The sequence below is a fragment of the Blastocatellia bacterium genome (assembly GCA_025054955.1).
In the GTDB taxonomy this organism is placed as follows: domain Bacteria; phylum Acidobacteriota; class Blastocatellia; order HR10; family J050; genus JANWZE01.
Map to the genome: position 1 here is coordinate 23,853 of JANWZE010000062.1, position 25,159 is coordinate 49,011.

Sequence of the window (25,159 nt, forward strand, 5' to 3'; positions counted from 1 at the left end):
ACCTCCCTGCTGGCGGACCGATCACCGCGTTTTCTTTGTGAAGTGTCGGGCGATAATTCGGTCAGAAGCAAAAATAGAAACAATACCGACAGTCAAAAACAATCCCAGCGTTGGCGAGCGCGGAATCGAGCCGGCGTCAACGATGAATAATCCTTCCACGTCGTGCGATTCGAAATGTGAGTTAATAACAGAATTCTTTGGATCAGCTCCAGCTCGACATCCACCAACGAGCCATTTAAACGTCAGGCCGCCACTAGGAATAATTGGCTCGGCAATGATTTTCTTGGCTCCCATCTTCTGGAGAACCGTTTTAGCCAGCTCCTGCCCGGCAGCAAATTTTTTATAGACCTCCGGATGAATCTCATGATAGATCCGCTCTTGCTTACCGGTTTCCTTGCTGTGCTTAATGACCTCCTCGCCGAAGATTTGCACACGGCTGTATCGGTCAATTCTTCCGCGTGGCGCGGCACGCGGCAATTTCATATCTACGGCCAGGCGGGCGACGTGAAACAGCGGGTCGCGGGCCTTGAGCGAGGCGGCTGATGGTGTAGCCCACGGATTGCAAATCTGGCGCATGTACTCCTTGTGTTCCCAACCAAACGCTGGCGTCAATCGAATGACGTCACTAAACGCTTGACCATATGGCGGCGCAAACGGCGAAAGTGCCAGCCGTTCAGGAAATCCATTCCAAAAACTGTAAAACGGTGGCGCCGCATATCCGTTGAGCAGCACAATACGATCCTCACCGATGCGCGTCTGAAAGTGCAGTAGCGGATCAACACCCCACCCCCCATCCATGCCGCCGACCCGTTCGGAGAAAAGGCCAATCACCCCGATCTGCCCACCTTCTCCATAATGTCCGTCAACGTTACGACCAACGTTGGGGTTTTCAACGATCAGGCCACGGCCACAATCCTCCTTTGAACCATATCCCGATGCAAACAGCAGTGGGGGCGTTTCCAAATCTCCGCAACTGACAATGACTTTCTTGGCCAGGATCGTGATCTCTTTGGCCTGATTCCAATCAACGAAATCATCTCCAGGGTAAACCTCATCCGGCAAATCCAGTTTCCTGATGATCACGCCACGCGCCACGGCTTTGCCGCCGCTTCGCTCAATAATGATTTTCTGGGCACGTGCGTTGGGGATAATGTCTACACCATTTCGTTCGGCAATGGGAGCATGCGTAATGAGCGTTGTCGCCTTGGAATCGTATTTGCAAATTTGACGCTCGGCACAATGTCCACAAAAGATGCAGTTTTTCACTGCCCGCGAATGTCCCGGCCTCACCTCATATCCCATGCTCTCAGCCGCCCGTTTGAACAACTCACTCGCCCGACGATTGGACAACGTCTGCTCGGGAGGAAACTCAACATTGAAGACATGTCGCGCTTCCTCCACCGCCGATTTCATATTCTCTTTACTCCAATCCGTGCCGGTTTCTTCTTGCCACTCATCATAGTCTTCATCGAACGGAAACCAGGCGCCGCTGCCAAAGATAAGCGAGCTACCGCCCACGCCCCGCCCTCGTCCTTGGGCGGTGACAAAGTGGCTACCGAATTTAATATCTCGCGGCATGTTTGTGAATACCTGCCGGCGCAACGGAATACCATAACCCGGTTTGGGCGCGCCCCGTAGATAAGCGCCTGCCTCAACCATTGCGATCTTCAACCGCTGGCCGGTTTCAGGATTGACGCCCTTCTCGGAAATTTTTGCTGCCAAAATGCAACCGGCTGTTCCACCGCCAACGATGACCAGGTCATAGGTTCTCACATCAGCCATAATTCTATTCCATAATCTTTTTGACAGCGCCCTCAATTACTGTTCCCTTGAAGAAGTCACGATTCATTCCAGCCAAAAATGAGACAGGATTGGTGAAAACGAAGTCGCGAAAATCTTCCTCAGTAATGAGACGTTTTTCGACTAATTCATAAGCCTCTTCAACCACCTCGGCCATATCCGGCACATCCCAATGGGAAATATCCGAACTGAAGATGGCGTTGAGCCGCGCACCAAATGGATTGATTTTGTCATTAAACGCCCAGGCATTCATTGGATCATCGGCTTCGCAGCCGAAGTAGAAGTTAGTGACGAACAGATCACGAATATCCTCTGCCTCCTCAATCTGACAGAGTGACCATTCATCCAGGTTCTCTGGTTCAGGCCCCATCTCCATAACGCCCGCGCCCGCGCCCAGTTTCAGTGGGTCTCGACCAAGTCGGTCCAGCTTTTCAACCATGTGCCCGCCATAACGCTGAAATAGATCAAAGTAGAGCTGCCGGTCCAGGTTGGCCGGATTTACAGCCTCTAGAGCCCGAATATTCCTCTTCTCCCAGTGTCCGACCAGGTCCGCATACAAACGGCAGGCCCAACCAACGCCGCCTTCCAAGAAACCGAACTTCATCGTTGGAAACCGTCTCGTCACGCCCCCTATGAACAATGACTTGCATACCGCTTCACCGGCCGTGGCGAAATTGCCGATGTGATTGTACACGTATGTCGAAATGGAACTATGCCCGCCCCAACCGGTTGCTCCCGAATGGAACCCTACGGGGATACCGAGCTCGACACACTTGGACCACACTGGATCATAATCATACTCGCTATCGAGGCCGTATGTATCCACCCAAAAGACCCAGCGAGCGGCTTCGGGCGCCTCTCGCACAGCAGCAGGGATGGGGCGACGCACATAGCTTTGCATGAAGGCGATCTTCAGTCTCAAGACATTCACCACGTACTCAAGTTCTTCGATCGCTTCTTGTGGCGTGTATGTGGGAATAATTGCAGCAGCGGTGATACGATCCGAATAGTCTCGATACAGGTCAGCATAGTACGTGTTATAGGCGCGACACACTGCGCGGCGCACCTCTTCATCTTTCGGCGTGGTCGCCGTCATCCCAACGGAAGGAAACAGGATGGCAAAGTCAATGCCAAACTCATCAAGCCGCTCATACAGCAGTTTGGGCAAAGTAGCAGTGGCGCGATCCAGTGTGTTTTTTGTCGGCGCCCCCCACCAAGGCGCGCGGGGAACTCGGCGCTCACGTCGCTCCTCCAGAGTGAACTGCCCACCACCGAACAATCGGCTGCCAGCAACTGCTGAGAGATACCTATCTACGACTTTTGCGCCACCGACCTGCTTGATGTAATCTAATACATCCGGTTCAAACTCGATCATGTGTCCATCACTATCAATTACCGGATGTCCCAACCGAGCACGAACGGCCGCCGATTTCGAGGTGTGAGAATGACTCATATACCCTCCATGTGAGGTCATCAAACTCCTATATGCTCGAGACGTGCTCTGGAATCCAGAATCCACCACAAGGACGCCAAGGGGGCTAATACCAAATGCCGAGTGAAGATCAGACATTCCCGCTCAGTCAGTTTAGCTCCCGCCATGCTGTTTGACTCCATGAATTATGAACGAGGTCTTTAAGAAAAACAGGCCGGGCGTGGCTGGCCACAATCATCAGCGCAGACGATATTGACTCTCATTCCAGTGTCCACTTATGTGCGTCTCTCTTCGCTCTTGCCGCCTCTATGGAGTCTGTTCAAATCGTTTCTCATGCCGGACAGATGATTCAACTTCGTCCAGCAGTATTCTTAAATCTGCCTTGCTGAGGAAATATCCGTTCACAAAGACGCCGGCAACGCGTTGTGTGTAGCCAATATTCTCTAACGGATTGGCTTCCAGCAAGACCATATCAGCGATCTTGCCTGCTTCAATCGTGCCGAACACTTCAAGCTTACCTAAATACTGCGCCGGGTTTCGAGTCGCTGCTTGCAACGCTGCCATCGGCGATAGTCCGGCCTTGACCAAGAGGGTTAGCTCTTCATGCAAACTAAAGCCGGGAACCACATATAGCGTAGCCGTATCCGTTCCGGCCAATATGCCAACGCCCGCGCGATGCATCGCTCCGACAAGCTCAAGCTGTTTATCAAACAACCTCTCAGGCTTTTTCAGATATTCTGTGGGCAAGGAGGAGAGCAGACCGGTCCTCTGCTTCTCCCACGCCTCCCGCTTTTCCGACGAGAGATATTTCCCACCGCGCGGGAGCTGAAAGTCCTCAGGTGAAGATAGATTTCGCCAGCCGACGAGCGTCGGCACTTGCCACGTCCCGTTTTTCACCAAGCGAGCGAAAAGGGCCGTTGCTTTCTTTCTATCATAACTGTTCAAAGAGCGCATCTGAGCCTGAAGCTCGGCCCGAACAAATGCTGCAAACCCATCTCGATTGATCAATGCAATCGCTTGATCGCGCAATGCCGATTCGTTAACTGAACATGCAGCAAACATTCCAAAGAGATGTTCTATGCTCTTTTGTCCAACGTCAGACGCTTCAACGACACTCACCTGAAACGGCACATGACCGGCGAACAGCAACCCTTGTTGTCTGGCTTCCTCGGCCAGCGCCAAATAGGCATCGCGGGGGAGCATAGAATATACCTTGATGAAATCGGCGCCACTTCGCTTGAGCGTGTTGACGGCGCGTCGGGCTTCATCGCCAGTCCCTACGTTGAGCGAGTAAGGTCGTCCAATCTGTTTTGGGCCGTCCACATGAATGCCCGCCATGAGAATGCGCGGCCCGATCCGTATCCTGTCAGCAATCTCTCTGCGCCATCGTTGAAGTTGTTGGAACTCATCAGGAGAGCCTCCCATGTCACGCACGCCGGTGACCCCATTGGCGATAAGCAATGATAGATAGGTTTTGTCGCTAATGTGAGCGTGCATATCCCAGAGGCCAGGAATGAGAAATTTTTCTCGCCCATCAATCACATGCGCTCCGTCGGGAATGTTGATCTGTTTCGACGGGCTAAGTTGACTGATCCGTTCATTAACAATAACCACGGTCATGTCAGGTTTCGGCGCGGCACCGGTGGCGTCAATCACCGTCACATGCGTCACAGCAATGATTCTCGGCCTATCAGTTACCTGTTCATTGGACAGCAACACAATCGGCAGCAGCAAATACCAGAGCAATGTCCTAATCATGTTCACGGCACCTTACAATGAATCAATACAACTGGCCAACTGCCTTTCTAACCACAATGGACGTGTGAGCTTTGGTTCAGGCGTTGCAATGGAATAGTCAGCGTGATAGCTTCGATCTACAATCTGCCCATCCTTGATGACCAGGTCAATCTGCCGAATGTGGTCAATTTTCTCCAGCGGATCGGCACTGACAACAACAATATCAGCCAACTTACCCGGTTCAATCGTACCAAGTTCGTCAGCTTTCCCAAGAAAGGCTGCGTTGTCCCGTGTCGCCATCAACAGTGTCTGCATGGGCGTAAATCCAGCATCAACCAGCACGATCAACTCGCGCAGCAAACTCACGCCGGGGACAGAGTAGATCGTATCAGAACCGGCCAACACTTTTCCGCCAGCATGGTAATGGCGCTGCAATACGACCAGTAGTTTCTCAAAGCCCGAACAGACTTGCGCGAGATCATCGGCGTTCTGCACCTCAAAGATCAATGGATGCGTGAGAAACTCACGGGTCATTGGTGGAATATAAGCCAGTGCTGGGTTGTCAGCATAGATGGCATCTTCAGAAGCAAACTCCTTTCGCCGCTCCATCGCCATTCGCCACCAATTTGCCATCGTAGGAATCAACGCCACGTCTTCTCTCACTAGCAACTCGATCAGTTTGTCAACGCGGTCAAGATTGATGAGCGAAAATGCTTTCAGCTCATCAATGAATTGTTGGAGATCACTCAACCCCGGTTCGCTGCGTCGCGTCCGCACAGCCGTTGCGTCAACCACGCCAGTAGCATGCTCAAGCCCGTCAATACCCGCCAGTGCGGCAGCATAAGCATCCGTATGGGCAATGTGACCAGTAACGCGAATGCCAAGTTCGTGTGCGCGTTCACACACAGCTTGTAACAACCCGGGGGTGATTTTCTCACGGACCTTGATGGCTGCTGCACCTCGCTCGTACAAAAGCTCTACGGCTTTCTTGGCTGCCTCAGGGCTTTGCAATCCAACATGGTGTTCTCGAAATGGGGGCGGTGCATCCAGGCCATTGCCCACATAATAGATGCGCGGGCCGCGAACTTTTCCTTCATTCACGTCGGCGCTGATGGACGAAATCCATTCAACGTCATTCCCCATGTCTTTCACGGTTGTCACACCGTGAGACAAAAAGAGCTCTCCCATCCAACCCTGGTAGTGAACGTGAATGTCAATCAATCCAGGTAATATGAATTTGCCTGTTGCATCAACACGCTGAACCTCGCTGTTGATGGGGACACAGTGACGAGGCCCGACAGCCACGATGCGATTCCCCTCAACCACAACCACACCGTCTTGCAGCGGTTCGCCTCCACAACCGTCAATAATCGTTCCGCCGACGAGAGCGAAGCCCTGTTCAGACCGGGACACAACCTCCTCCAGACGTTTTCTTTGCCTTCCGATTCAACTGCTCATCCAACCAGACTGCGATCATATCCTCAAGTGGTTGCTCGTCAGGGTATTCAAACCGCCACGCGCTGAACATCGTCGTGCCGAAACCAAGTCCTTCAAATACCTTCAAGCGACTTTTGCTGTTGCGTGATGCGAGGTATAGTTCTGTCATGTCTCTTAACCCAAGGCGATCCTCCTTGCTGACCAGACAAAAAACCGGCGCCCTGACATTCTGCATCACTTTCTTAGCTGACTCACCAAGCCGGCCGGAAATGAATACATATGCTATAAGGCGCCGGTCCCTGGCGCTGGCCAATGCCGCGGCATGAGCGTTGTCCTGCTCAGCCACAATGGCTAGCCGCTCCGCATCTACACCTTGCTGGCAGGCAAGAAACTCGATGGCGGCCTCAATATCAAGAGTGACTCGCTTTTTCTCCTCCGGAGCCAATGAATCGAACACCTGCGGCTCACGACTCGCGCCACGACCCCGCAGATCAATCCTCAACACGGCTATATGATACTTGCTGAGTGAATGGGGCAGACCGCTTGAGGTCAGTTGACCATACGCATCCGCTTCATGCTTTGAGCCATGAACTAATACAACGCCCGCCACCGGCGTCACACGTTCGGGAACATACAGCATACCTACGATGCGCCAGCCATCTGTCGTTTGAAACATGATCTGACGCTCGCCCGTCATCACCCCAATCCTTGTTTGAGCCATTGGACAATCGTTGGTTCTAATTGAGGGTGCAGTTCGAAGAGTTGATACCCAATCGCCCCGCCATCATAAATCAGTAGCCGCGCCAACTTGTCCGTTGTCGCTTCATACAATTCATGCATCGCTTTGGTGACGACACGATGGCCTCGGCATGAGACGTACATCACATGCACGTGCCCCCCTGTCAGCAGCTTCCGCTCCGCCTCGCTGATTGGCACGTAGCCTGTCAGCAGCGCCAACGCCTTGACGCGTGAGTCTCCAATGGAGCAACGAACGGCATGCTCGGCGCCGTGAACGATTCCGACCAATCCAATGCGCTGTGCGTCAACGACGTCCTGAGAGGCAAGATAGTTGATCGCTGCTCTGGCATCCAACCAACCATTGGCGCGCTCCTCTTGAGATAGATCAAAATAGCGGCCCTTATTCACGCTCTTGCCTCGGCCGCGCCAATCAATATTGAGCACGGCAAGGCCGGCCCTGACCAGTAGCCGCTCCAAGTTAGCGAAAACATACCGATCGCTGCGACCAGAATGAAGCAGGACTATGCCGGGTACCTTCTTTGCTGAAGGATCAGGCAGTAGCAGATTGCCGAAAATCCTCCAACCATCTTCCGACAGAAACGACACTTCGCGGGCGCGACCGACTGAAATGAGCTCGTTACGAATCCAATTAGCAATGAACTGAGCGAGTGGTTCGCGTTCAGGAAATTGTTCAGACCACGCTTCAATCATTGCCAGGCCACGACCAAGCCCTTCAAACACCCGAATATCCGAATTCGACCGGTCTGACTCGAGGTAAACAGTCGTCATGTCTCGCAATGCGTTCCTATCTTCGCTACTGACCAAACACAGAACCGCATTATTTCGCCATTCGACCAATGTCTCCACAGCTTTTTTGTTCAACCGTCCTGACAACAACACAAACGACCGCACGCAGGATTCGGTGCGAGCGCCGAGTACGGCAGCGCTGGCTGCATCCGTTTCTACCAACACGGCCACCCGATGACTGTTTTCGCCGCATTTCCTGGAGAGAAAACGAATCGAAGAGCTCACCGCTTCAGCCGTGCGGTCGGACAGGCGAACGCGCAGCGTCGCCAATCCAGCAGCACACAGAGCTGAGAGCAATTGATCGTGTCCACCCGTTGGCTGACGATCTGACAAAAACACAACCACACCGCCGACAGGCGTGGCGTCAGGCAATAACAGCCTTTTCCTACCCAGACTCATGACTGAAAATGAGGAATGATCTCTTGGCCAAATCGCGCGATACATTTGAGTACCTCTTGATGACTCGGTCCTTGCGGATGTCGTAGCAAGAGGATTAACGTCTCGCAGCCAATCTCCGTGCGATAGCGCTCGATCTGCCCAACCACGTCATCGGGTGTACCAGCAATCAATCGGTCAGGCCCAATTCTCTCAAACGTCCAATCTGCTTCACCTCCTGCCAACATAAGATCCTTGAACAATCCCATCTTGGCATAAGGCTGGAAGAAGGCTCTGACACGAGGCCACCACTGTTCAGCAATGTCGCTACGGTTGTCACCTATCCACGCGCTGCGTGCCAGTAGCACTTCCGATTTCCTGCTGTGCTCGGCGGCCGTCTGCCGATAGAGGTTAGCCCACTCCTTGATAGTGGCGAGACTCTGCAAATTATCTGTCGGCCAACCGTCACCGAGGCGCCCCGCACGCAACAGGCCGGGTTTGGAGAGTGCGCCGATCCAGATTGGCGGCCCTCCGCGTTGAACGGGCCGTGGCGAAATGCGCACATTATCGAGCGTGAAATACTCCCCGCCATAGGAAAACGATTCGTTCGCCCATGCCTGTCGAATGATCTGGACACTCTCTTCAAATCGCCTGACAATGCCCTCTCTGGGAATGCCAAATGCTGATCGGTCTCTCTGTCCCAGGCCGACGCCGAGTGCGAATCGCCCATGTGAAATATTGTCAACGACTGCGCCCATCTCTGCCACGTGCAGGGGATGCCACATGGGAAGTTGCATCACATCAGAAGCCACAACCATTCGGCTTGTGCGTGCAGCAAGAGCAGCGCAAAATGTGAGCGCCGACGGTAAACAGCCATCCAGACTGTGATGATGCTCGCCCACCACAGCTAACTCGAACCCAGCTTGCTCGGCCGCCTCTGCTTCACGAAATGCCTCATCATAGATGCGAGCAATATCGTCTCCGCGCGGCGGGTCTTGTGTGTTTAGGACAATGCCAAATCTCATTCACCCCACCTCAACCGTCTTGACGACGCGAATCTGACGGGGCGCAGTTCGCCAAATCAACCACACCGACGTTACCATTGCCAGAGCGGCCATCACGAAACTCAACTTATATCCCTGCGTGATGTCAAAAAACAATCCGCTCAACCAACCACCCACGCCGCCAACGGTCCATCCACCGAGCATGATGATGCCAAGAATGGAACCGAAATGTTTACCTTCAAATAAATCGGCAACCGATGCCATTAACGACGGCAAGCACATGCCTCCAGCCAACCCAAATGCCACAGCGTAGCTGTATACCAGAACGGGGTTCACAAACAAGCTGCAGAGGCTCAACAATACCAGGCTGACCAAATAGGCGGTGACAGCGAGTGTTAGCGTCACCTCTCGCCCGATGCGATCAGATAAGATGCCGCCCCAAACTCGGCCCAGCATGTTGATCAGCCCTTGCACACTCATGACGGAGGCAGCCATCACCGTTCCGTAGCCGTGATCAACCAGATAGGCAACCAACTGCACCGATGTCAAGAAAAGTCCCATCGCATAGGAAGCCAACACACTCATCATAAGCCAGAACCGAGAGGTCTTCACGGCTGTCGCAACCGTCCACTCAGTGGATGCCCATGTCTGATCAAGAACGACCACCTCACGTCTGCGCGTCTGACTCCATATTCCTCCGATGGCTGATTTCTTCTGAACGACGTCGGACGCTGACTTTTCCCGCCAGGGCCATGGAAGACGTTCATCCTTGACTGACAACCCGATGTCCTCTGGTCGAGAGTGAAGCAATAGCAATGCCAACGTCGTAGGCATAAGTAATATAATCAGGCCGAGCGCGAAATAGGCCCAGCGCCAGCCAACCCGATCAATCGTGAATTGAAGTACCGGCAACAGGACCTGTCCGATGCTTTGTCCGACACCGACGAGGCCAATGGCTGTACCACGATGCCGCTCAAACCATTTTGACACAAGTGAGGTCAGTGGGGTGAAGTACAGCATTGAGCTGCCAACGGCTGCAAGCACGCCGAAGGCAACATAGAAATGCCAGATGGCGCTGCATTGGCTCATCCAAACAAAACCAATTGCCGTCAACGCCGCACCCAGTGGCATGATGATTCGTGGGCCGTATCGGTCCATTAATCCACCAGCAAACGGCGACGCAAGGCCGCTCAGCACCATGTGGATCGTCATTGCGGTTGCCGTATCCGCACGGTTCCACTTGAATTCCTCCAGCACTGATACATACAAGAGTGAAAAGCCATCAAGCACAATGGAAATCGGCGCTAGGATGATGACACACACTAGCACCACAACCCAGCCGTAGTAGATGCGATCACACCGAGAGGATACCTGAACACCGATTATATGGCCACCTGTCTCCATTCCCGGCATGACAGCGGAACTATGAACCGACCAAAACAGTCCGAACAATCCGGACTTGGCTGGGCCGTGCTTTCCAGATCAAGACGCCTGAGGCAATCATCACCGCTCCAGCAACGATGAACATAGCCTCATAAGACTTTGTCACATCATACAGGTATCCACCACCCCATACACCAAGTGCCCCGCCAGCAAATCCACCGATCATCAAAACGCCAATGATCGAGCCTAGATTTCTACCCTGAAAAATATCGCCGGCGGCAGCCATGAGCACCGGCAACGTCATTCCTGATCCAACACCGTAGAAGATCGAAAATACGTAGACGAGAAACGGGCTGACGAGTAGGCCACAAATATACAACAACACGAGGCAAATAACCGATGAGGCAACACTCAATGTGAGCGTTTTCTCGCGCCCGATATGATCCGACATCAATCCGCCCAAGAACCGGCCGAAAATGTTAATCAATCCCTGCAATCCAATCACCGAGGCCGCCAAAATCGAACTATATCCCTTGTCGGTTAAATAGGCGGCTAACTGCACAGCCATCATCATAAAACCAGTGGCAAACAGAGCCATCAAGATCGTCAATGTCCAAAACCGGCTCGTTTGAACCGCCTTCGCAACCGTCCAATCTATGCCGGCCCAATCTGGATCAACAACAATCACTTCACGCTTGCGTGCTGTTCTGGTATGGGAAGCTATGGCATCACCTGGATGAGCGTTGTGCCACGGCAACCGCTCGTCAACCAGCGTGAGTCCTCGATCCTCAGGCCTGCGCTCCAGAAACAACACAATCAATGTCGTAGGAACGAACAGCAACAGCGCGCCAATGAGCAGATAGGTTTGCCGCCAGCCAATGTGATCAATAGCATACTGTAAGATTGGCATGCAGACTTGCCCAACGCCTTGACCGGCTGTCACAATGCCAATGGCTAAGCCTCGATGGCGGATAAACCACTTCGACACGATGGCCGTGAGCGGAACGATATGGATCAATGCAGAGCCGGCAGAAGCCAATACGCCGTAGGCCAGATAAAATTCCCATTGCGCTTCTATCTGACTCAACCAGAGCAAGGCGACCGCTGTACTGACCGTACCGATGGACATAACCCACTTGGGTTTGTACCGATCAAACAGCCAGCCGGAAACCGGTCCGGCTAAGCCAGTTACCACCATAAAAATAGCTAGCGCCAGCGCAGTGTCAGCACGGCTCCACTTGAGGTCATTTAACAAAGCCACGTAGAAGATGGAGAACGAGGCTAGCAACGGAGCTGCTAGTGTCATGACCACGAGACAGACCAATACAATGACCCAACCATAATAGAATCGGCCAGAGGGCTGCGAGGTCTGTGCAGTCATGCGTTGATCAGGTGGCTGTGTTGTTCGCACAGTTTGTCCAGCGGCTTATCATTTGTCCGCGACCAAGTAAGGCTTGACCTGTTCTAGCAAGGTCTTATCAAAACCGGCCAGTCGCGCTAGTTGCTCGACCGACGTAAAACGTCGCTTGGATTGACGAGCCTCAACAATGGCATGGGCCATCTGGGAGCTAATGCCCGGCACACGAGCCAAAGCCTCGACCGAAGCTGTGTTGATATTGAGCGGCAATCGGTCAATAGGATTTTCTTCGCCAAAATGGCGGGCAAGATAGCCAACCAGCAGTGGCACATCCTGCGGATCAACTGGCGCACCATACATCGTCACCATGTTCTGAACCGTTTGGCTCCAACTCAAGCTCGTTTTCCTCTGGGTCGCAATCTGTCGGAAATCATGACAGCCCGAACATGACATGACAACCTCGGTTCGGCCATCACCTTCCGGTAGGAATACGCTCCAGTCAGGCTTCTGACCGACAGCGTGTTGGATCACCGCACGTCTATCCGACTCAATGACACCAAGTGCAATCCCCACAAACAACAATGAGATAAGAACCAGTATCGCTACTTTTGAGGCAACCATATAGACGTCCCACTTACTTATAATATTTTTTGCTCCGTTCAATCTCTGTGCCGTACACTCGGCGATGCTCTTGTTTCATGTACGACTCTGGATCGTTGGCATAGTCCTTCCAGTAATCCCCGGTCGTGTTGATCCCCGGAATCGCCGGTATCCAATCCTCACGCAGCAGCTCGTCGGGGTTCCCATATTTGGCTGCCACCTGACGAACACGAGGGTCATCCAACGCTGTCAGCCGCCCTTTGTCTATGATGTTTACCTCCCGACCATCCTTTAAGTAGCAGGTGTAGGTAGGAAAGTACAAATGCACATGAAAATGATAAAATGGAAGCTCTCGTTTCAACGCCCACACTAAATCCAACATCTGCCCGATTCCAATATGAATGATGCCTGATCGGTCGCGTTCGGCGATGAATGTTGGTCGTGCCGTGGCTGATTCAAACACGTTGAACGGCCGGATTACTTTCGGATGAGTGCCAATAGCAGCCTCAACGAAATAATCAATACCTGGCTGGGGATAGTGTGGGAATTTGACGTTCTTATTTCTTTCAATAAACTGCCGCCACAGATCACCAAATTCCCCGCCCCCTTCAATCTTGGTGACTTTGTTGTTCTTCAAATAAATCTTCAGATGAGGGTAGGGCCCCAAATGGTCACTTGTCCCAGCGACAACGCCTGAGAGGTCCGACTTCGGCAACACGATGCCCAGCGGATAGCCAGCGATGTGTCCTGAAATGATCGGATCATTCAATGCTCCATGATGATAGTGGTGCGTTCCGAACCCTTCGGTTGGAGGCTGCAGGTAACCCGGGAAATTCCCATCCATAATTTGCCAATATTCATCGAACCAGGTAAAGCTCACGTCCGTGCCTTCAGGATCAGTGATACGCACGCGTGCAGTCTTCCGTAGAATCTCCCATGTAACTCGATCAACCATTTCGATGATTTCTTCGGGATACATCACCGCCGGACTGGCTAACTGCTCCCGCGTCGGCCAATCCATGGAAAAGCTGTAGGATTTGCGAGTGCAATTATTGTTGGCCCAAAACGTCTGACCGATGACCTTATCATACCCGCCTTTTGTCGCGATATCCTCGACCCAGGCTGGGCCACCCAGAATCCACGGTCCCGGTTTTGTATTGACAATGTACCGCATGAGCTCTTCGGTGCGATACATGCGTCGTTGGCCCTGGAATTGAAGTACGTCAACCTGGCAGTGCATTTCGTCTCTCAACACCCGCATGAATGCTTGGAAAACAAGCGGATCAACATCACTATCGGTCACAAATAGGACTTTTTCTCCTCCCTTCAATCCATAACCCGGTCGTTGGTCACCGGTGTACGGCATAGGACGTTGCACGACGTGGCGCACATAGGGCAGCAACTGCTCAACCGTTGTGATATCTGGAATCTTTTGGTACCGAGGCGCCGGATAGTCGAGCGCAGGGAGCGCTGGTGCCGCCTGTGAAAATGGCCCGCCTGAGACTAAACAAGCCAATAGTATCAACGCAAACCCCACACCGACTGATAAAACATGATGGGTTTTCATAGCCTTTCTCCTCCGCTACAGCGACATTGAATCACCCTGAACACTTCTGACCAAACGGACTCGGCTAGGCCGCGCCTTCCAAACGAGCATTGCGGAGATAACCATGGTGAGCGCAGCTACCAAGAAATTCATTTGATAGGTACCTGTCCTGTCGTACAGGTAACCCCCGAGCCATGTACCGACCGCCCCACCAAGGAATCCACCGAGCAGAATGACGCCCAAAATTGCGCCGAAATGCTTACCGTCAAACAGGTCGGATGACGACGTAATCAGAGCAGGTAACGCCATGCCGTAGCCCAATCCATAAAAGATAGCGAACACATAAACCAACACCGCACTGATGAGAGTACCACTAAGGGCAAGCACTATAACGCAAGTGACGAACATGATGATGCTCAACGTCAACGTTTTCTCCCGCCCAATCCGATCGCATAGCACGCCACCGAAGAATTTGCCGCCCATATTGATGAAACCTTGAAATCCCATAATGGAGGCCGCCAACATGGAGCTGTATCCTGCATCGGTGAGATAGGCAACTAATTGAACTGAAATAATGAAGAAACCAGCAGCGAACATCGCCATCATCAGCGTTAGCGCCCAAAAGCGAAATGTCTTGATCGCCTTGAACACCGTCCAATCCGTTTCAACCCATTCTTGATCGAGAATGACTACTTCATTCTTGCGGATGAATCCGCGCTTGCGCCCAATTACTTGCCCTTCCTCTTCAACGACGATGCTGACAGGCTGTCGCTTTCGTCGGGGCTGCATCTCAGCCTCAGCCGACAGGCCGCGGTCTTCTGGAGAGTTATGTAGAAAACCGATTATCAAGACAGTTGGCACCACGAGGATTAACGAGCCAAGCACGATATATGAATTTCGCCAACCAATCTCGTTGATTAGATATTGAAGCAACGGCAGCAGCACGAGCTGGCCCGCACCTGAACCGGCTGAGAGCAAGCCAATTGCTGTGCCACGGTGTATCATAAACCAATTGGAGACGATCCTGGTTAATGGTGTAATGTGAATCAGTGCACTGCCAAGAGCGGCGACAACGCCAAACGCCACATAAAAGTGCCATAAAGCGGACGCCTGACTCAGCCACAACAGGGCACCCCCCATGACGAGGGCGCCTATCGGCATGACCCGACGCGCTTGATAGCGATCGATCAACGCGCCAGCACCAGGGCCGGCCAATCCACTCACGATCAGGTGGATGGCCATCGCAACGGCCGTGCTACCGCGAGTCCACTGGAATTCGTTCAACACCGGAACATAAAACATTGCGAATGAGGCTAGCAATGGAGCGTTGAGAGCTAGCACAATAAAACACACTGCAACGACGATCCAGCCGTAGTATACTCCGCCGGCTGATTGAACGGCTTCGCCAGCAACTTGCAAATGACGTTCTTCGCTTGGTCGCATCGCTTCAGCTAGTTCTTCTATGTGTCGTCTATCACAACCGCATCTGAACGGGTCTCCGCCCAATCAGCGCAGAGCGTCCAACGGCAAGCTGTACATCTCAAGATTGTAAACGGCGCCTTGTGAGTCTGGGCCTCCGCACTTGTAATCGAATCCATGTGTGACGTACAACCGATTACCAGCCTGAGCGTAATACACTCGCTTCAATGGCTGAGGACCAAACCCGGTGGGCACTCGCGTCCATTTACCTGAAGGATTGGCGACGTTAAGTCGCCACACCTCATTTGTTGGGTTTTGTTGTTCGCTGGCCTGATCAGTCAGGCAGCCTCCGCCATGAACGTCACCCAGGCCGATAAGAAAAGTATTGCCGATCACGGCACATGCCCCATGAGTTCGTCCGGAGATATTTGTGTTCTCTTCCGAAACAAGCACAGTGAATGTATTGGTCGGGATGTTGTACTTCCAAGTATCATTCCTCTGAATGGTATAGGTCTCCCGATAGTTACCACCGAAAATGTAAACATCATCCCCTGATTCGCTCAACTGAAATCGAAAGATGTAGCGTTTCGACGGCGACGCCGGATCATTATCCTTCTTCAGTTGTTTCCATGTGTTCGTCAGCAGATTAAATGACCACAAATCATTGTGCGCCTGGAATGACTGATCGTATCCACCAAAAGCATACAGCATGTCGTCTTTGATGACGATCTCCATGCCCAATCGCGGACCGGGTCCTTGATTGGCATAGCGGATTTCTGCCAGCGTATTAGTCTTCGGATCATACTCCCACATGTCGCCATAGACATGTGCGGGAGCCAAGTTCACCGCGTAAAACGTTCCGCCAAAGAAAATGGCCGTGCCTTTCCGAGCGTACGTTGCAGCACCAAGAAAAGCCCTTCCACCGGGCACACCGCCTGTCCGAGAAATAGGCTGTTTTTTCTCCCAACGATTCGATTTCAAGTCAAGTGTATAAATGTCGTTGAAGTAGATATGCTCGCATTTGGTTTTCTCAAAGCACTCGTAGAAGCCGCCGAACATTACCAACATGTCGCCAATCGCCACCATTTTGCCGGCGCCACGCGCTGATGGCTTCTCTCCGGTGGTTCGCACAAGTTGCCAATCAACCCGGTTGGATTCATCGGCCACAGGGAATGAGGCGTGCTCATGGATGATTACCCAACGACCTTTGCGCCTTTCAGCCACCATTGTCCAACGGCCCTGCGTCGTCCTCTTGACTCCATCATAGCCTTCCCGTTCAACATGGAATTGTGCCGCCAGCCAGCCGGTACGGCCTGTTCCGCCCGCGCGAACATCACTGATTGTCATTTTGACCTTAGCCACATTTTTGACAAATGCATCAATTACTCGATCCACATCACTCCGCGTATACGACATCTCCCGTTCCCAGAAAAAAATGGTGTTCGGCTCGGTTGCATAATGACGTTTGATCGCCGCAGCATCGAGACGCTCATAGGCATCGAGGACCTGCCGGGCGAACACTTGCATGCTCTTACTAACCGACTCTCCACCAACAACCGACCACGGTGATAATCCCGTTACAAGAAACACCAGGAAGGCAGAAACAAGATTGCCAATTCTTTTCTTCATCTGCGTTCTCCTCCTGATTGAACTCTCTCTTCAACAACAATCTCGACGCCCTGACTCTCGCTGCGCTGTACGTGACATGTACGCAGCCGTCTGACGCTACTCGGCCTGGCTTGCCACATCATCCATGCCGCAACAGCGAAGGCAACAGCCGACATTATGAAACTGACCTGATAACTCTCCGTCAAATCTCGTAATAGCCCGCCAACACTAGACCCTATCGCCGCACCAACCAGCCCGACAAAGGTTAGACAGCCCACGATGGACCCGAATCTCGGCCCATGAAATATGTCTCCATAGGCCGCAATCATCACTGGCATGCTCAAACCATATCCCGTGCTAAACAAGAACACAGCCACAAAAAACAGCCATGCAGATGGGTCAGCCTGACTCATGCTCAACGTATACAATCCCACGAGAATCAATCCTACACTCATCGCCATCGTGCGTTCTCGCCCTAGATAATCTGACACCATACCGCCGACAAATTTGGACCATCCCTTGTGTAATCCACTCGTGCCAAGAACCAGCGCAATGAGCAGGGAACGCCTTTGAAATTCAGGGCGTTCTTGCGTCAACACAAACAGTTGGGGTGAAACCAAAAAGAATCCCAACGCGAAGGCGAATGTTGTCAACGCCAATGCCCAGAACCGAAACGTTCTTGCAGCATGACGAAGTGTCCATTCGGTAGCAGCCCATTCCCGGTCAACAACAATCACCTGGCGGCCCACCGATTGCTGCTGGCTTGATTCTTGGCCATAGGGCAAGAGACCAATGTCTGACGGCCTATGATACTGAAACAACATAATCAGGAGCGCTGGAATCAGTGCAATAACCGGTGCCAACACGAGGTAAGTGGCGCGCCAGCCAATTGTGAGAATCAACCACTGAGTCACCGGCGTGAGCCACAACTGTCCTAGCCCCGTGCCCGCCAGAACAATGCCAGTGGCCGTGCCACGATGTTTCAAAAACCAGTTTGCAACGACGACAGTGTTGGGAACCGATTGTATCATCGCCATACCAACAGCGGCGACAATACCAAATGTGATGTACAACTGCCACAAGCGTTCTACTTGACTGGTCAAGATGAGCCCACTCCCAAGGATCAGCGCCCCAGCAGGCATGACTCGTCTGGTGCCGAAACGATCAAGTAGCCAGCCAACTGCTGGTGAAATGGCCCCATTCAAAAATTGATGTAGGCCAAAGACGCCTGAGATACCAGCATGACTCCATTGGAATTGCTGCTTGAATGCTTGATAGAAAAGTTGAAAAGTTGTCCCTACAGGTGAAACCAGACTCACCGTTGTAAAGGAAACGACCACAACGATCCAGCCATAATAGAATGTTCGTTTCAACAGCAATCTCTCATCGCGACCAGGTGTCACCATTATCCGTCGAATGGAACACACCGCCTGCCGTACCGGCAAACAGATCACCTGAAGGACTCACCACCAACTTAAAGACCGTCAAATTATCCAACCCCTTATTGATCGGCCACCACGTCTGGCCATTATCGCTGGAGCGATATACACCTGAATCGGTGCCGAGAAAGATGTGCCCTTTGGCATTGATCGCGATGTTGCCGATTTTGGCATTCCTCACGCCCGTATTCAACTCCACCCAGCTTTCACCATTGTCAACTGAACGAAATACCCGACATCCGCGCGCGCCGGCAAAAATATGCCCACGAGCATTCACGGCCAATCCATAAACAGTGATCGCCGGCATACCACGATTGACCAACGTCCAGGTTCGGCCATTGTTGGTCGAGCGGAAGACGCCACCGAACTTGCCTCCGTTCTCAAACTTTTCTGTTCCGGCGAACACATGGCCTCGCGCATTAACCAACAAGCTGTGAACAGTCGGATGTGTCAGACCAACATTGATTGGTATCCACGATGCTCCATTATCGGTAGAGCGACATACGCCACCATCTTTGGTCCCGACAAACAGATGACCTAATGTATTTCTGGCGAATGTATACACAACAGAGCTGGACAGGCCTTGATTTGCTGGTTTCCATGTTTCGCCGCCATCGGTAGAACGAAGAACGCCTTCATAAGTCCCCGCCAACACGACCTTTTTGTCGCTGATGAACAAGGAGAATACCATCGGGTTGGACAGCCCCATCTCAATCGGCGTCCACGTCTTGCCTTCATCGTTTGAGCGCACCACGCCGCCGCCAGTGCCGGCAAACAAATGGCCGGCCGAATGGATGGCCAAGGCGTAGACTTGCGCAACCGTCAAACCGGTATGTACAGACGCCCACAAATTGCCTTCATTGGTTGAGCGCCAGAGGCCTTCATAGCTTCCAGCTAGTAGCGAGCCGGCTGCCGTTGTGGTCAAGCAAAATACACGAGGCGTCGCCATACCTTGGTGTATCGGCGCCCATGTTTTTCCTTGATCGGTCGAGCGAAAGACACCGCTACCAGTGCCGGCATAGATGTGCCCCACCACACTAACGGCCAGCGAGTAGATATATAAATCTGTCAAGCCTGCATTGACTGGCTCCCATTGCTCTCCCGTCTCACTCGAACGCCATACACCCAACTGATGCGTTCCGGCTAATACCCGTCCAGAGGGCGTCACCACCAACGCATAGACAGCTACCTTCGACAACCGGTCATCAACTGATGCCCATGTCCGGCCATTGTCGGTCGAGCGAAACACACCACCGCCAGCGAGCCGCGAAGTAAAATCCTTACACGTCCCAGCAAACAACTCGCCAGCGGCATTGACTTTAATCGAGAAGACAATTTTGTTTGTCAAACCTGTATTGACCGGCTGCCAGCTTAATCCACCATCGGCCGAGCGGAAAATGCCGCTTCCATGCGTCCCGGCAAACAAGTGGCCAGTCGCATTGGCGGCGAGGCTGAACACTGCGACACGTTCTATCCCACCATGAGCTGGCATCCAACTGTCCCCATCGCTTGTCAATCGGTAGACACCATAGCCGTTCGTGCCCACATACAGATGTCCTGAAGGAGCCACTAGAAGCGCATGGACACTGAGCGTCGGTAAACCTGTATTGACCGGCTGCCACGTTATTCCGTCATCGGTTGAACGAATAACTCCGCTAGCATAAGTCCCGGCAAAAACGTGGCCAGCCGAATTGACTGTCAATGCAAAAAACTTTGGCGGCCCTGGCAACGGCCTGACATCCTGCCTAGCCAACCCTGTGGATGAAACATGAGGGCCAGCAGTCAACAGACAGATCATAGTTCCACCGAGCATGATAGAAAGAAACCGCAATGACTTGGTCATCAACGAGCCTCCTCCGAGGATGGATCACAGGCGTCCCGCCTATGATCCATCCTGATCGTTTCTGGGCGTCGCCACCGACGACATGAACAACGCCTCGCTCGAATACACTGGCTCAGTTTACTGAGGCGCTCAACCCAAGGAACCGAGCCCCGTTGCTCAGGATTTTCGTCTTCGACTCCTCCGTCAAATCGCTTCGCTCACGTACCCACCGGACAGCATTGGGAAATTTGCTATCTGTGTGTGGATAATCCGAACCGAACAAAATGAAATCATCACCAATGGCCTGAACAACCGCCGGCAACATGCGTTCGTCAGGCTCAGTCGAGACGAAGCAACTGCCGCTTTGGAAATACTCAATCGGCTCCCGCTTCATTAACGGTACCTCAGCAGCGCGTCGTTCATAATGTTCGTGCATACGATCAAGCCAATATGGCACCCAACTGCATCCGGCTTCCAGGAATGCAAACCGGAGTTTCGGAAACAGTTCGATCACACCACCGCAGATGATGCAAGCCAACGCGATCATCTGCTCGAATGGATGCCCAACCAAGTGCGACATGAAGTGGGTGTCAAACCGCTCCGTGCCAGCCGCATTCAAATACGCGCCATTTCCCCAATGGATGCCGATTGGAATGTTGAGCTTTTGAGCCTCTTCGTAAATCGGATAAAAATCTGGGTGATCGAGATTCTTCCCATTGACGTTTGGCGGCATCGCAATACCAACATGCCCCAGTTCCTGGATGGCCCTCCGCACCTCCTGAACCGACGCTGGAATATCTTGCAATGGTAGCGCTGCCATCGCCTTGAGCCGTTGCCGATTCACGCTGCAAAAGTCAGCGTAATAGTCATTGCAAGCGCGGCTCATGGCCACAGCAAAATCCTTGTCCGGCAGCGCGCTCAAACCCAACCCCATACTGCCAAAGATGACCTGAACATGAATCCCTTCCAGATCCAGGTCGCCAATCCGCGCAAGCGGGTCTTGCGCGCCAGGTTGAACGCCTCCCATCTTCGGTCCTTCGACTTTTTTGTGTGCCTGTTTCAATCGCGGCTCAGGGTACAGCCGCCCTTCCATGATGATCCGCGTCAACCCGTAGGTGTCCTTGACGATGATCGGCCGGCGTGAGCGATAAGGTTCTTCGAGGAACTTCTCGAACACTTCCACTGGCTCGTTAATGTGGGTATCGCTATCAACTATCATGATCTCTTTTCCTCCTTTTCAAGTTGCTTCAATTGCTTTCGGCGAGTAGACGTTCCAGATAAAGCGGCCGGACCAGCTGCGGCCGTGACGGCGGCAACGCATAGTCGGGCTGGAAACGAATTTCTATTAGCTGTCCACCCTGAAACACCTTCTCGATCTCTCGTAAATGTCTTATGTTATCGAGCGGATTGGCTCTGACGACGAGCATATCGGCAATTTGACCGGGCTCAATCGAGCCGAGGTCACGACGGTTCAAAAACCGTGCGGCAGAATGAGTGGCCGCCCGCAACGCGTGGTATGGTTCCAATCCGGCGGCCACCAGACTTTCAAGTTCTCGGTGGAGCGTGATGCCCGGCACGCCATTGAGGTTGTCTGAGCCGGCTAGCACCAAGCCACCGGCCCGGTGGAATTCCCGCACGAAACGCTCCAGCCGCCGGTAGCCTTTCCGCATCATATCCATCTCCGCGCCGCGAAATGCTTCAAGGATTTTCTGCTCAACAGGCGCCTCAATCCAATGCCGCCGCACCGACTCAGGGACATACGCGAGCGATGGATCGCGGGCATATTTGCTGTCTTCCTGACGCGCGAGCTCGGTATCCAACAAAATACGCCGGCGCACAGCCAGCGTGGGGATGAGCGCTACACGCTTTTCAACAAGCTTTTTGATGAGCGCCGTTTCCTTGGCCTTATCCATCTGTGAAAAACCGCGCAGATCTTCGAGGAAAACGGCCAAGCCCTTGGCATCTGTCTTGACCTGTCCAGGCATTTTGGACGCCGCTCGCGCCACGCCGGTCGCGTGTTCAAGGCCGTCTAAACCGGATTGCGCGGCTTCCATCGCATCCGTTTTGCCAAGATGGCCCGTCACGGGAAGGTCGAGCGCATGAGCGGCCTTCGTTATCTCAGCTAGTTGGTCAGGCGTCACTTTGTGCCGGACCTTGATCGCCGTCACGCCCAACTGATGAAGCAATCGGACCGCCCGCTCAATATCCGATGAATTGGCTATGCCGATATGATGATCACCTTCAGGCGGCGAGGCATCTAGATTGTTGCCGACAAAGAAAAGACGCGGCCCGCGCAACTGACCCGCGACCTGCATTCGACTCAATGCGGAAATCCACTCGACAGGATTACCGAGATCTTTCACGCTGGTGATGCCGTGCGCCAAAAACAACTCGCCCTGCCACTCCCGATAATGCGTGTGCATGTCAATGAGTCCGGGCACGACATACATGCCGGCGGCTTCCACCACTTGCGCATCACGCGGCCATTTCACTTTTCCTGCGCGACCGACCGTTTTGATCCTGTCCCCCTCAATGACGACTACGCCGCCTCGAATAGGAGCTCGCCCCGTGCCATCAATCACCGTCGCGCCCGTGATGACTGTGACCTGAGGTCCGGTCGCAGCCGTCGTGAGCGTCAACACCAGCAGCGTGACGAAACACGCACACAGAGCGGCAGAGGCCATCGCTTTCTGCCGATTCATTCCTTCGCGGTTATGGTGCATCGGTGTGGCTATTCCCTAGCTCCGGACGTGCTGGCAAATTCGTAGAGCACATCGCTTTTGACGATTTCCATCAACGCTTCGGCTTCCCGTTGAATATCCCGCCCCGGAAATTTCTCTTCGCAGATTTTCAACAACTCTGGAATGAGGTTGTCAAACGTCGCGAAGCCTTTCGCCTTCACGATGAGGATGTGCGAATATCCGACATTTGTCCCGAAATAAACCGGATGCTCGTAAGCTGTCCAGCTTTCAATCACACCGGCTTTGACTGCCTCCTCCCACATCGGTTTAAAAACCTGGATGGCAAACTTTCGATACTCGCGATCCCTGCCCGGTTTGGCCTGAACGAACGCGATGTGGTACAGGGGGCGGCTCTTCTCCTCAAAACCGACGCCTCGCTGAGCCTGAGATGGAATGAGTCCGCCGAAAATCAAGATGGTCACAAACGTTCCGAGTAGCTGTCTCATGTCGCTCCTCCTCCTAGAATTTCGTTTCATTCAATCGCTCTTTGAACCACTGTACAAGCGTGGAGCCGAGCGTCACGTCAACCTCAAACAACGAGTAGCCTAACATGCCACCCGGATAGACGAGGATTTTGTTTCGACCGTTTCGGGCAACGAACTCCACAAATGCTTTCGACGACGCGCCGAACGCATCGCCGGTGACGAGTAGGACAGGTTGCTTAATGGCCGCTGCGATTTCGCAGTCACCAGCCAACTCATGCGGCTTCACCACCGGCGTGAGCATGGCGATGGCTTTCACCTGCGGAATCTCTCGAGCTGCGCTCAAAGCGAGCTTGGCGCCGAATGCTGTACCGAGAATGCCGATGCGTTCCCGATCAATGCCTGGCTGGGAAAGCAAAAATTTATATCCCTCCAGAACGTCGTTCAATGCCTCAGACATGGTCTCGACGGACATATCCAACAAAGTTCCACGATTCGTACTCTGACCGATGCCACGCCAGTCCAAATTCAGCACAGCTATACCCTGTTTGACAAATGCGCGTTCAAGGTTGTAGTAGCTCATGCGGTCGGAAAGCGCTGTCGGCAACAGGATGACACCAGGGACAAGTTGATCGGTACTAGTTCGATCCGGTAATCCCAGATGAGCATAAAGAATCCAACCATCCTGCGTCTGAAGCATGACCTCGCCAATCGGCTCAGGGCGCCGCAGTGCATTGACAAGCCAGGCCCCGGCCCTAAAATCAATCGCTTGTTCGAGCGGTTGATTGGGATATTTGTTGCGCCACAGACTGCCCATCGCCAGACCGACGCCGAGTCCATCCTGAACCCAGATTTCGCTTGTCGAGGACGCCATCAGACGGTGCGCTCCGAGCAAACTGTCGAGGCTCGGCTTGTCTTCGCGACTAACGATGAACAACACGGATTTGTCCGAGTAAGCAGTCATAAGGGCTAATGCTTGTTCACTGAGACGGCCTGAAATGATGACAAAGGCTTTCACGCGCGCATCTCCAGCCGCTTCAATGATAGCTGGATCAGCGCTGAATCCTTCAGCCGCCACACCGATCTGCATCGCATTGACCTCCGGCTGTGCGGCTAGAAAATCAATGGCGGCTCTTACATCCAACCTCACCCGTTCGCGCTGCGCCGGCGAGAAAGCAGCAAAGGGAATTTGCCTCTTACTTTTCCCGCACCCGCGCCAATCAATTCGCAGCGTAACGAGTGACTCTTGAACCTTCACCCAACCAGGATATACAGCCCAAACAATCTGCGTGTGCGTAGCACCGTGTAATAACAAGGCCGCCGGCCGCTTTTCTTCATGCCGCAAATTAACCGGGATCGTCAGCGTACCATAGATCGTCCAATCGTCTTCGGTCTTGAATGAGATTTCTTTCTGTATAGCCTGAGGCGCTTGAATTATTTCTATAGACGAGTTCTGCGCAGACACCGGAGGTCCACCAGCAGTTGCGAGCCA

Annotated in this window: 19 protein-coding genes; all 19 read right to left on the reverse strand. The window is 53.0% G+C overall.

The features are described from left to right. Window positions 1-21: 21 nt before the first annotated feature. Entirely contained in the window at window positions 22-1,782 is a 1,761-nt protein-coding gene (locus tag NZ823_08765) for a GMC family oxidoreductase (GenBank protein MCS6805216.1), read from the reverse strand. 4 nt (window positions 1,783-1,786) lie between these two features. Then, on the reverse strand, window positions 1,787-3,253 hold the full coding sequence (locus NZ823_08770) for an amidohydrolase family protein (GenBank protein MCS6805217.1): 1,467 nt from the start codon (window positions 3,251-3,253) through the stop codon (window positions 1,787-1,789). Window positions 3,254-3,538: 285 nt separating this feature from the next. Next, a complete protein-coding gene (locus NZ823_08775) occupies window positions 3,539-4,990 on the reverse strand; it encodes an amidohydrolase family protein (protein ID MCS6805218.1) in 1,452 nt (483 codons plus the stop codon). A gap of 12 nt (window positions 4,991-5,002) precedes the next feature. Next, complete coding sequence (locus tag NZ823_08780; protein MCS6805219.1) at window positions 5,003-6,382, reverse strand: amidohydrolase family protein; 1,380 nt, start codon at window positions 6,380-6,382, stop codon at window positions 5,003-5,005. Beyond that, complete coding sequence (locus NZ823_08785) at window positions 6,369-7,082, reverse strand: hypothetical protein (GenBank protein ID MCS6805220.1); 714 nt, start codon at window positions 7,080-7,082, stop codon at window positions 6,369-6,371. Before NZ823_08785 ends, NZ823_08780 begins: the two co-directional genes overlap by 14 nt. A gap of 20 nt (window positions 7,083-7,102) precedes the next feature. Next, window positions 7,103-8,323: an alpha/beta hydrolase gene (locus NZ823_08790; GenBank protein ID MCS6805221.1), complete on the reverse strand. Its 1,221-nt coding sequence runs from the start codon at window positions 8,321-8,323 to the stop codon at window positions 7,103-7,105. Between the two features lie 23 nt (window positions 8,324-8,346). Continuing rightward, entirely contained in the window at window positions 8,347-9,351 is a 1,005-nt protein-coding gene (locus tag NZ823_08795; GenBank protein ID MCS6805222.1) for an LLM class flavin-dependent oxidoreductase, read from the reverse strand. Beyond that, window positions 9,352-10,743 (reverse strand): MFS transporter, encoded by a 1,392-nt coding sequence (locus NZ823_08800; protein ID MCS6805223.1) that lies wholly within the window; start codon window positions 10,741-10,743, stop codon window positions 9,352-9,354. It lies immediately after the preceding gene. A 10-nt stretch (window positions 10,744-10,753) separates the two neighbouring features. Next, window positions 10,754-12,094: an MFS transporter gene (locus NZ823_08805; protein MCS6805224.1), complete on the reverse strand. Its 1,341-nt coding sequence runs from the start codon at window positions 12,092-12,094 to the stop codon at window positions 10,754-10,756. Between the two features lie 48 nt (window positions 12,095-12,142). Further along, entirely contained in the window at window positions 12,143-12,691 is a 549-nt protein-coding gene (locus NZ823_08810; protein ID MCS6805225.1) for a helix-hairpin-helix domain-containing protein, read from the reverse strand. 13 nt (window positions 12,692-12,704) lie between these two features. Beyond that, window positions 12,705-14,237 (reverse strand): hypothetical protein, encoded by a 1,533-nt coding sequence (locus tag NZ823_08815; GenBank protein MCS6805226.1) that lies wholly within the window; start codon window positions 14,235-14,237, stop codon window positions 12,705-12,707. A gap of 15 nt (window positions 14,238-14,252) precedes the next feature. Further along, window positions 14,253-15,635: an MFS transporter gene (locus tag NZ823_08820; protein ID MCS6805227.1), complete on the reverse strand. Its 1,383-nt coding sequence runs from the start codon at window positions 15,633-15,635 to the stop codon at window positions 14,253-14,255. A gap of 87 nt (window positions 15,636-15,722) precedes the next feature. Then, window positions 15,723-17,264 carry a nuclear transport factor 2 family protein gene (locus NZ823_08825; protein MCS6805228.1) on the reverse strand — a complete coding sequence of 514 codons (1,542 nt, stop codon included), beginning with the start codon at window positions 17,262-17,264 and terminating at the stop codon, window positions 15,723-15,725. After that, window positions 17,261-18,616, reverse strand: coding sequence for an MFS transporter (locus NZ823_08830; protein MCS6805229.1), 1,356 nt, complete (start codon window positions 18,614-18,616; stop codon window positions 17,261-17,263). Before NZ823_08830 ends, NZ823_08825 begins: the two co-directional genes overlap by 4 nt. A 10-nt stretch (window positions 18,617-18,626) precedes the next feature. Further along, window positions 18,627-20,525, reverse strand: a complete 1,899-nt coding sequence (locus NZ823_08835; GenBank protein MCS6805230.1) for a YCF48-related protein — start codon at window positions 20,523-20,525, stop codon at window positions 18,627-18,629. 112 nt (window positions 20,526-20,637) lie between these two features. Beyond that, window positions 20,638-21,723, reverse strand: coding sequence for an amidohydrolase family protein (locus NZ823_08840; GenBank protein MCS6805231.1), 1,086 nt, complete (start codon window positions 21,721-21,723; stop codon window positions 20,638-20,640). A 28-nt stretch (window positions 21,724-21,751) separates the two neighbouring features. Continuing rightward, complete coding sequence (locus NZ823_08845) at window positions 21,752-23,227, reverse strand: amidohydrolase family protein (protein MCS6805232.1); 1,476 nt, start codon at window positions 23,225-23,227, stop codon at window positions 21,752-21,754. 8 nt (window positions 23,228-23,235) lie between these two features. Continuing rightward, a complete protein-coding gene (locus tag NZ823_08850; protein ID MCS6805233.1) occupies window positions 23,236-23,691 on the reverse strand; it encodes a hypothetical protein in 456 nt (151 codons plus the stop codon). Between the two features lie 13 nt (window positions 23,692-23,704). Beyond that, window positions 23,705-25,132, reverse strand: coding sequence for a dienelactone hydrolase family protein (locus NZ823_08855; GenBank protein MCS6805234.1), 1,428 nt, complete (start codon window positions 25,130-25,132; stop codon window positions 23,705-23,707). Window positions 25,133-25,159 lie beyond the last annotated feature (27 nt).

Bases quoted from the DNA above. Each gene is read 5' to 3' on its own strand.
- NZ823_08765 (MCS6805216.1), bottom strand. From the start codon at position 1,782: ATGGCTGATGTGAGAACCTATGACCTGGTCATCGTTGGCGGTGGAACA.
- NZ823_08770 (MCS6805217.1), bottom strand. From the start codon at position 3,253: ATGAGTCATTCTCACACCTCGAAATCGGCGGCCGTTCGTGCTCGGTTG.
- NZ823_08775 (MCS6805218.1), bottom strand. From the start codon at position 4,990: ATGATTAGGACATTGCTCTGGTATTTGCTGCTGCCGATTGTGTTGCTG.
- NZ823_08785 (MCS6805220.1), bottom strand. From the start codon at position 7,082: ATGTTTCAAACGACAGATGGCTGGCGCATCGTAGGTATGCTGTATGTT.
- NZ823_08795 (MCS6805222.1), bottom strand. From the start codon at position 9,351: ATGAGATTTGGCATTGTCCTAAACACACAAGACCCGCCGCGCGGAGAC.
- NZ823_08800 (MCS6805223.1), bottom strand. From the start codon at position 10,743: ATGCCGGGAATGGAGACAGGTGGCCATATAATCGGTGTTCAGGTATCC.
- NZ823_08805 (MCS6805224.1), bottom strand. From the start codon at position 12,094: ATGACTGCACAGACCTCGCAGCCCTCTGGCCGATTCTATTATGGTTGG.
- NZ823_08810 (MCS6805225.1), bottom strand. From the start codon at position 12,691: ATGGTTGCCTCAAAAGTAGCGATACTGGTTCTTATCTCATTGTTGTTT.
- NZ823_08815 (MCS6805226.1), bottom strand. From the start codon at position 14,237: ATGAAAACCCATCATGTTTTATCAGTCGGTGTGGGGTTTGCGTTGATA.
- NZ823_08825 (MCS6805228.1), bottom strand. From the start codon at position 17,264: ATGAAGAAAAGAATTGGCAATCTTGTTTCTGCCTTCCTGGTGTTTCTT.
- NZ823_08835 (MCS6805230.1), bottom strand. From the start codon at position 20,525: ATGACCAAGTCATTGCGGTTTCTTTCTATCATGCTCGGTGGAACTATG.
- NZ823_08840 (MCS6805231.1), bottom strand. From the start codon at position 21,723: ATGATAGTTGATAGCGATACCCACATTAACGAGCCAGTGGAAGTGTTC.
- NZ823_08845 (MCS6805232.1), bottom strand. From the start codon at position 23,227: ATGCACCATAACCGCGAAGGAATGAATCGGCAGAAAGCGATGGCCTCT.
- NZ823_08850 (MCS6805233.1), bottom strand. From the start codon at position 23,691: ATGAGACAGCTACTCGGAACGTTTGTGACCATCTTGATTTTCGGCGGA.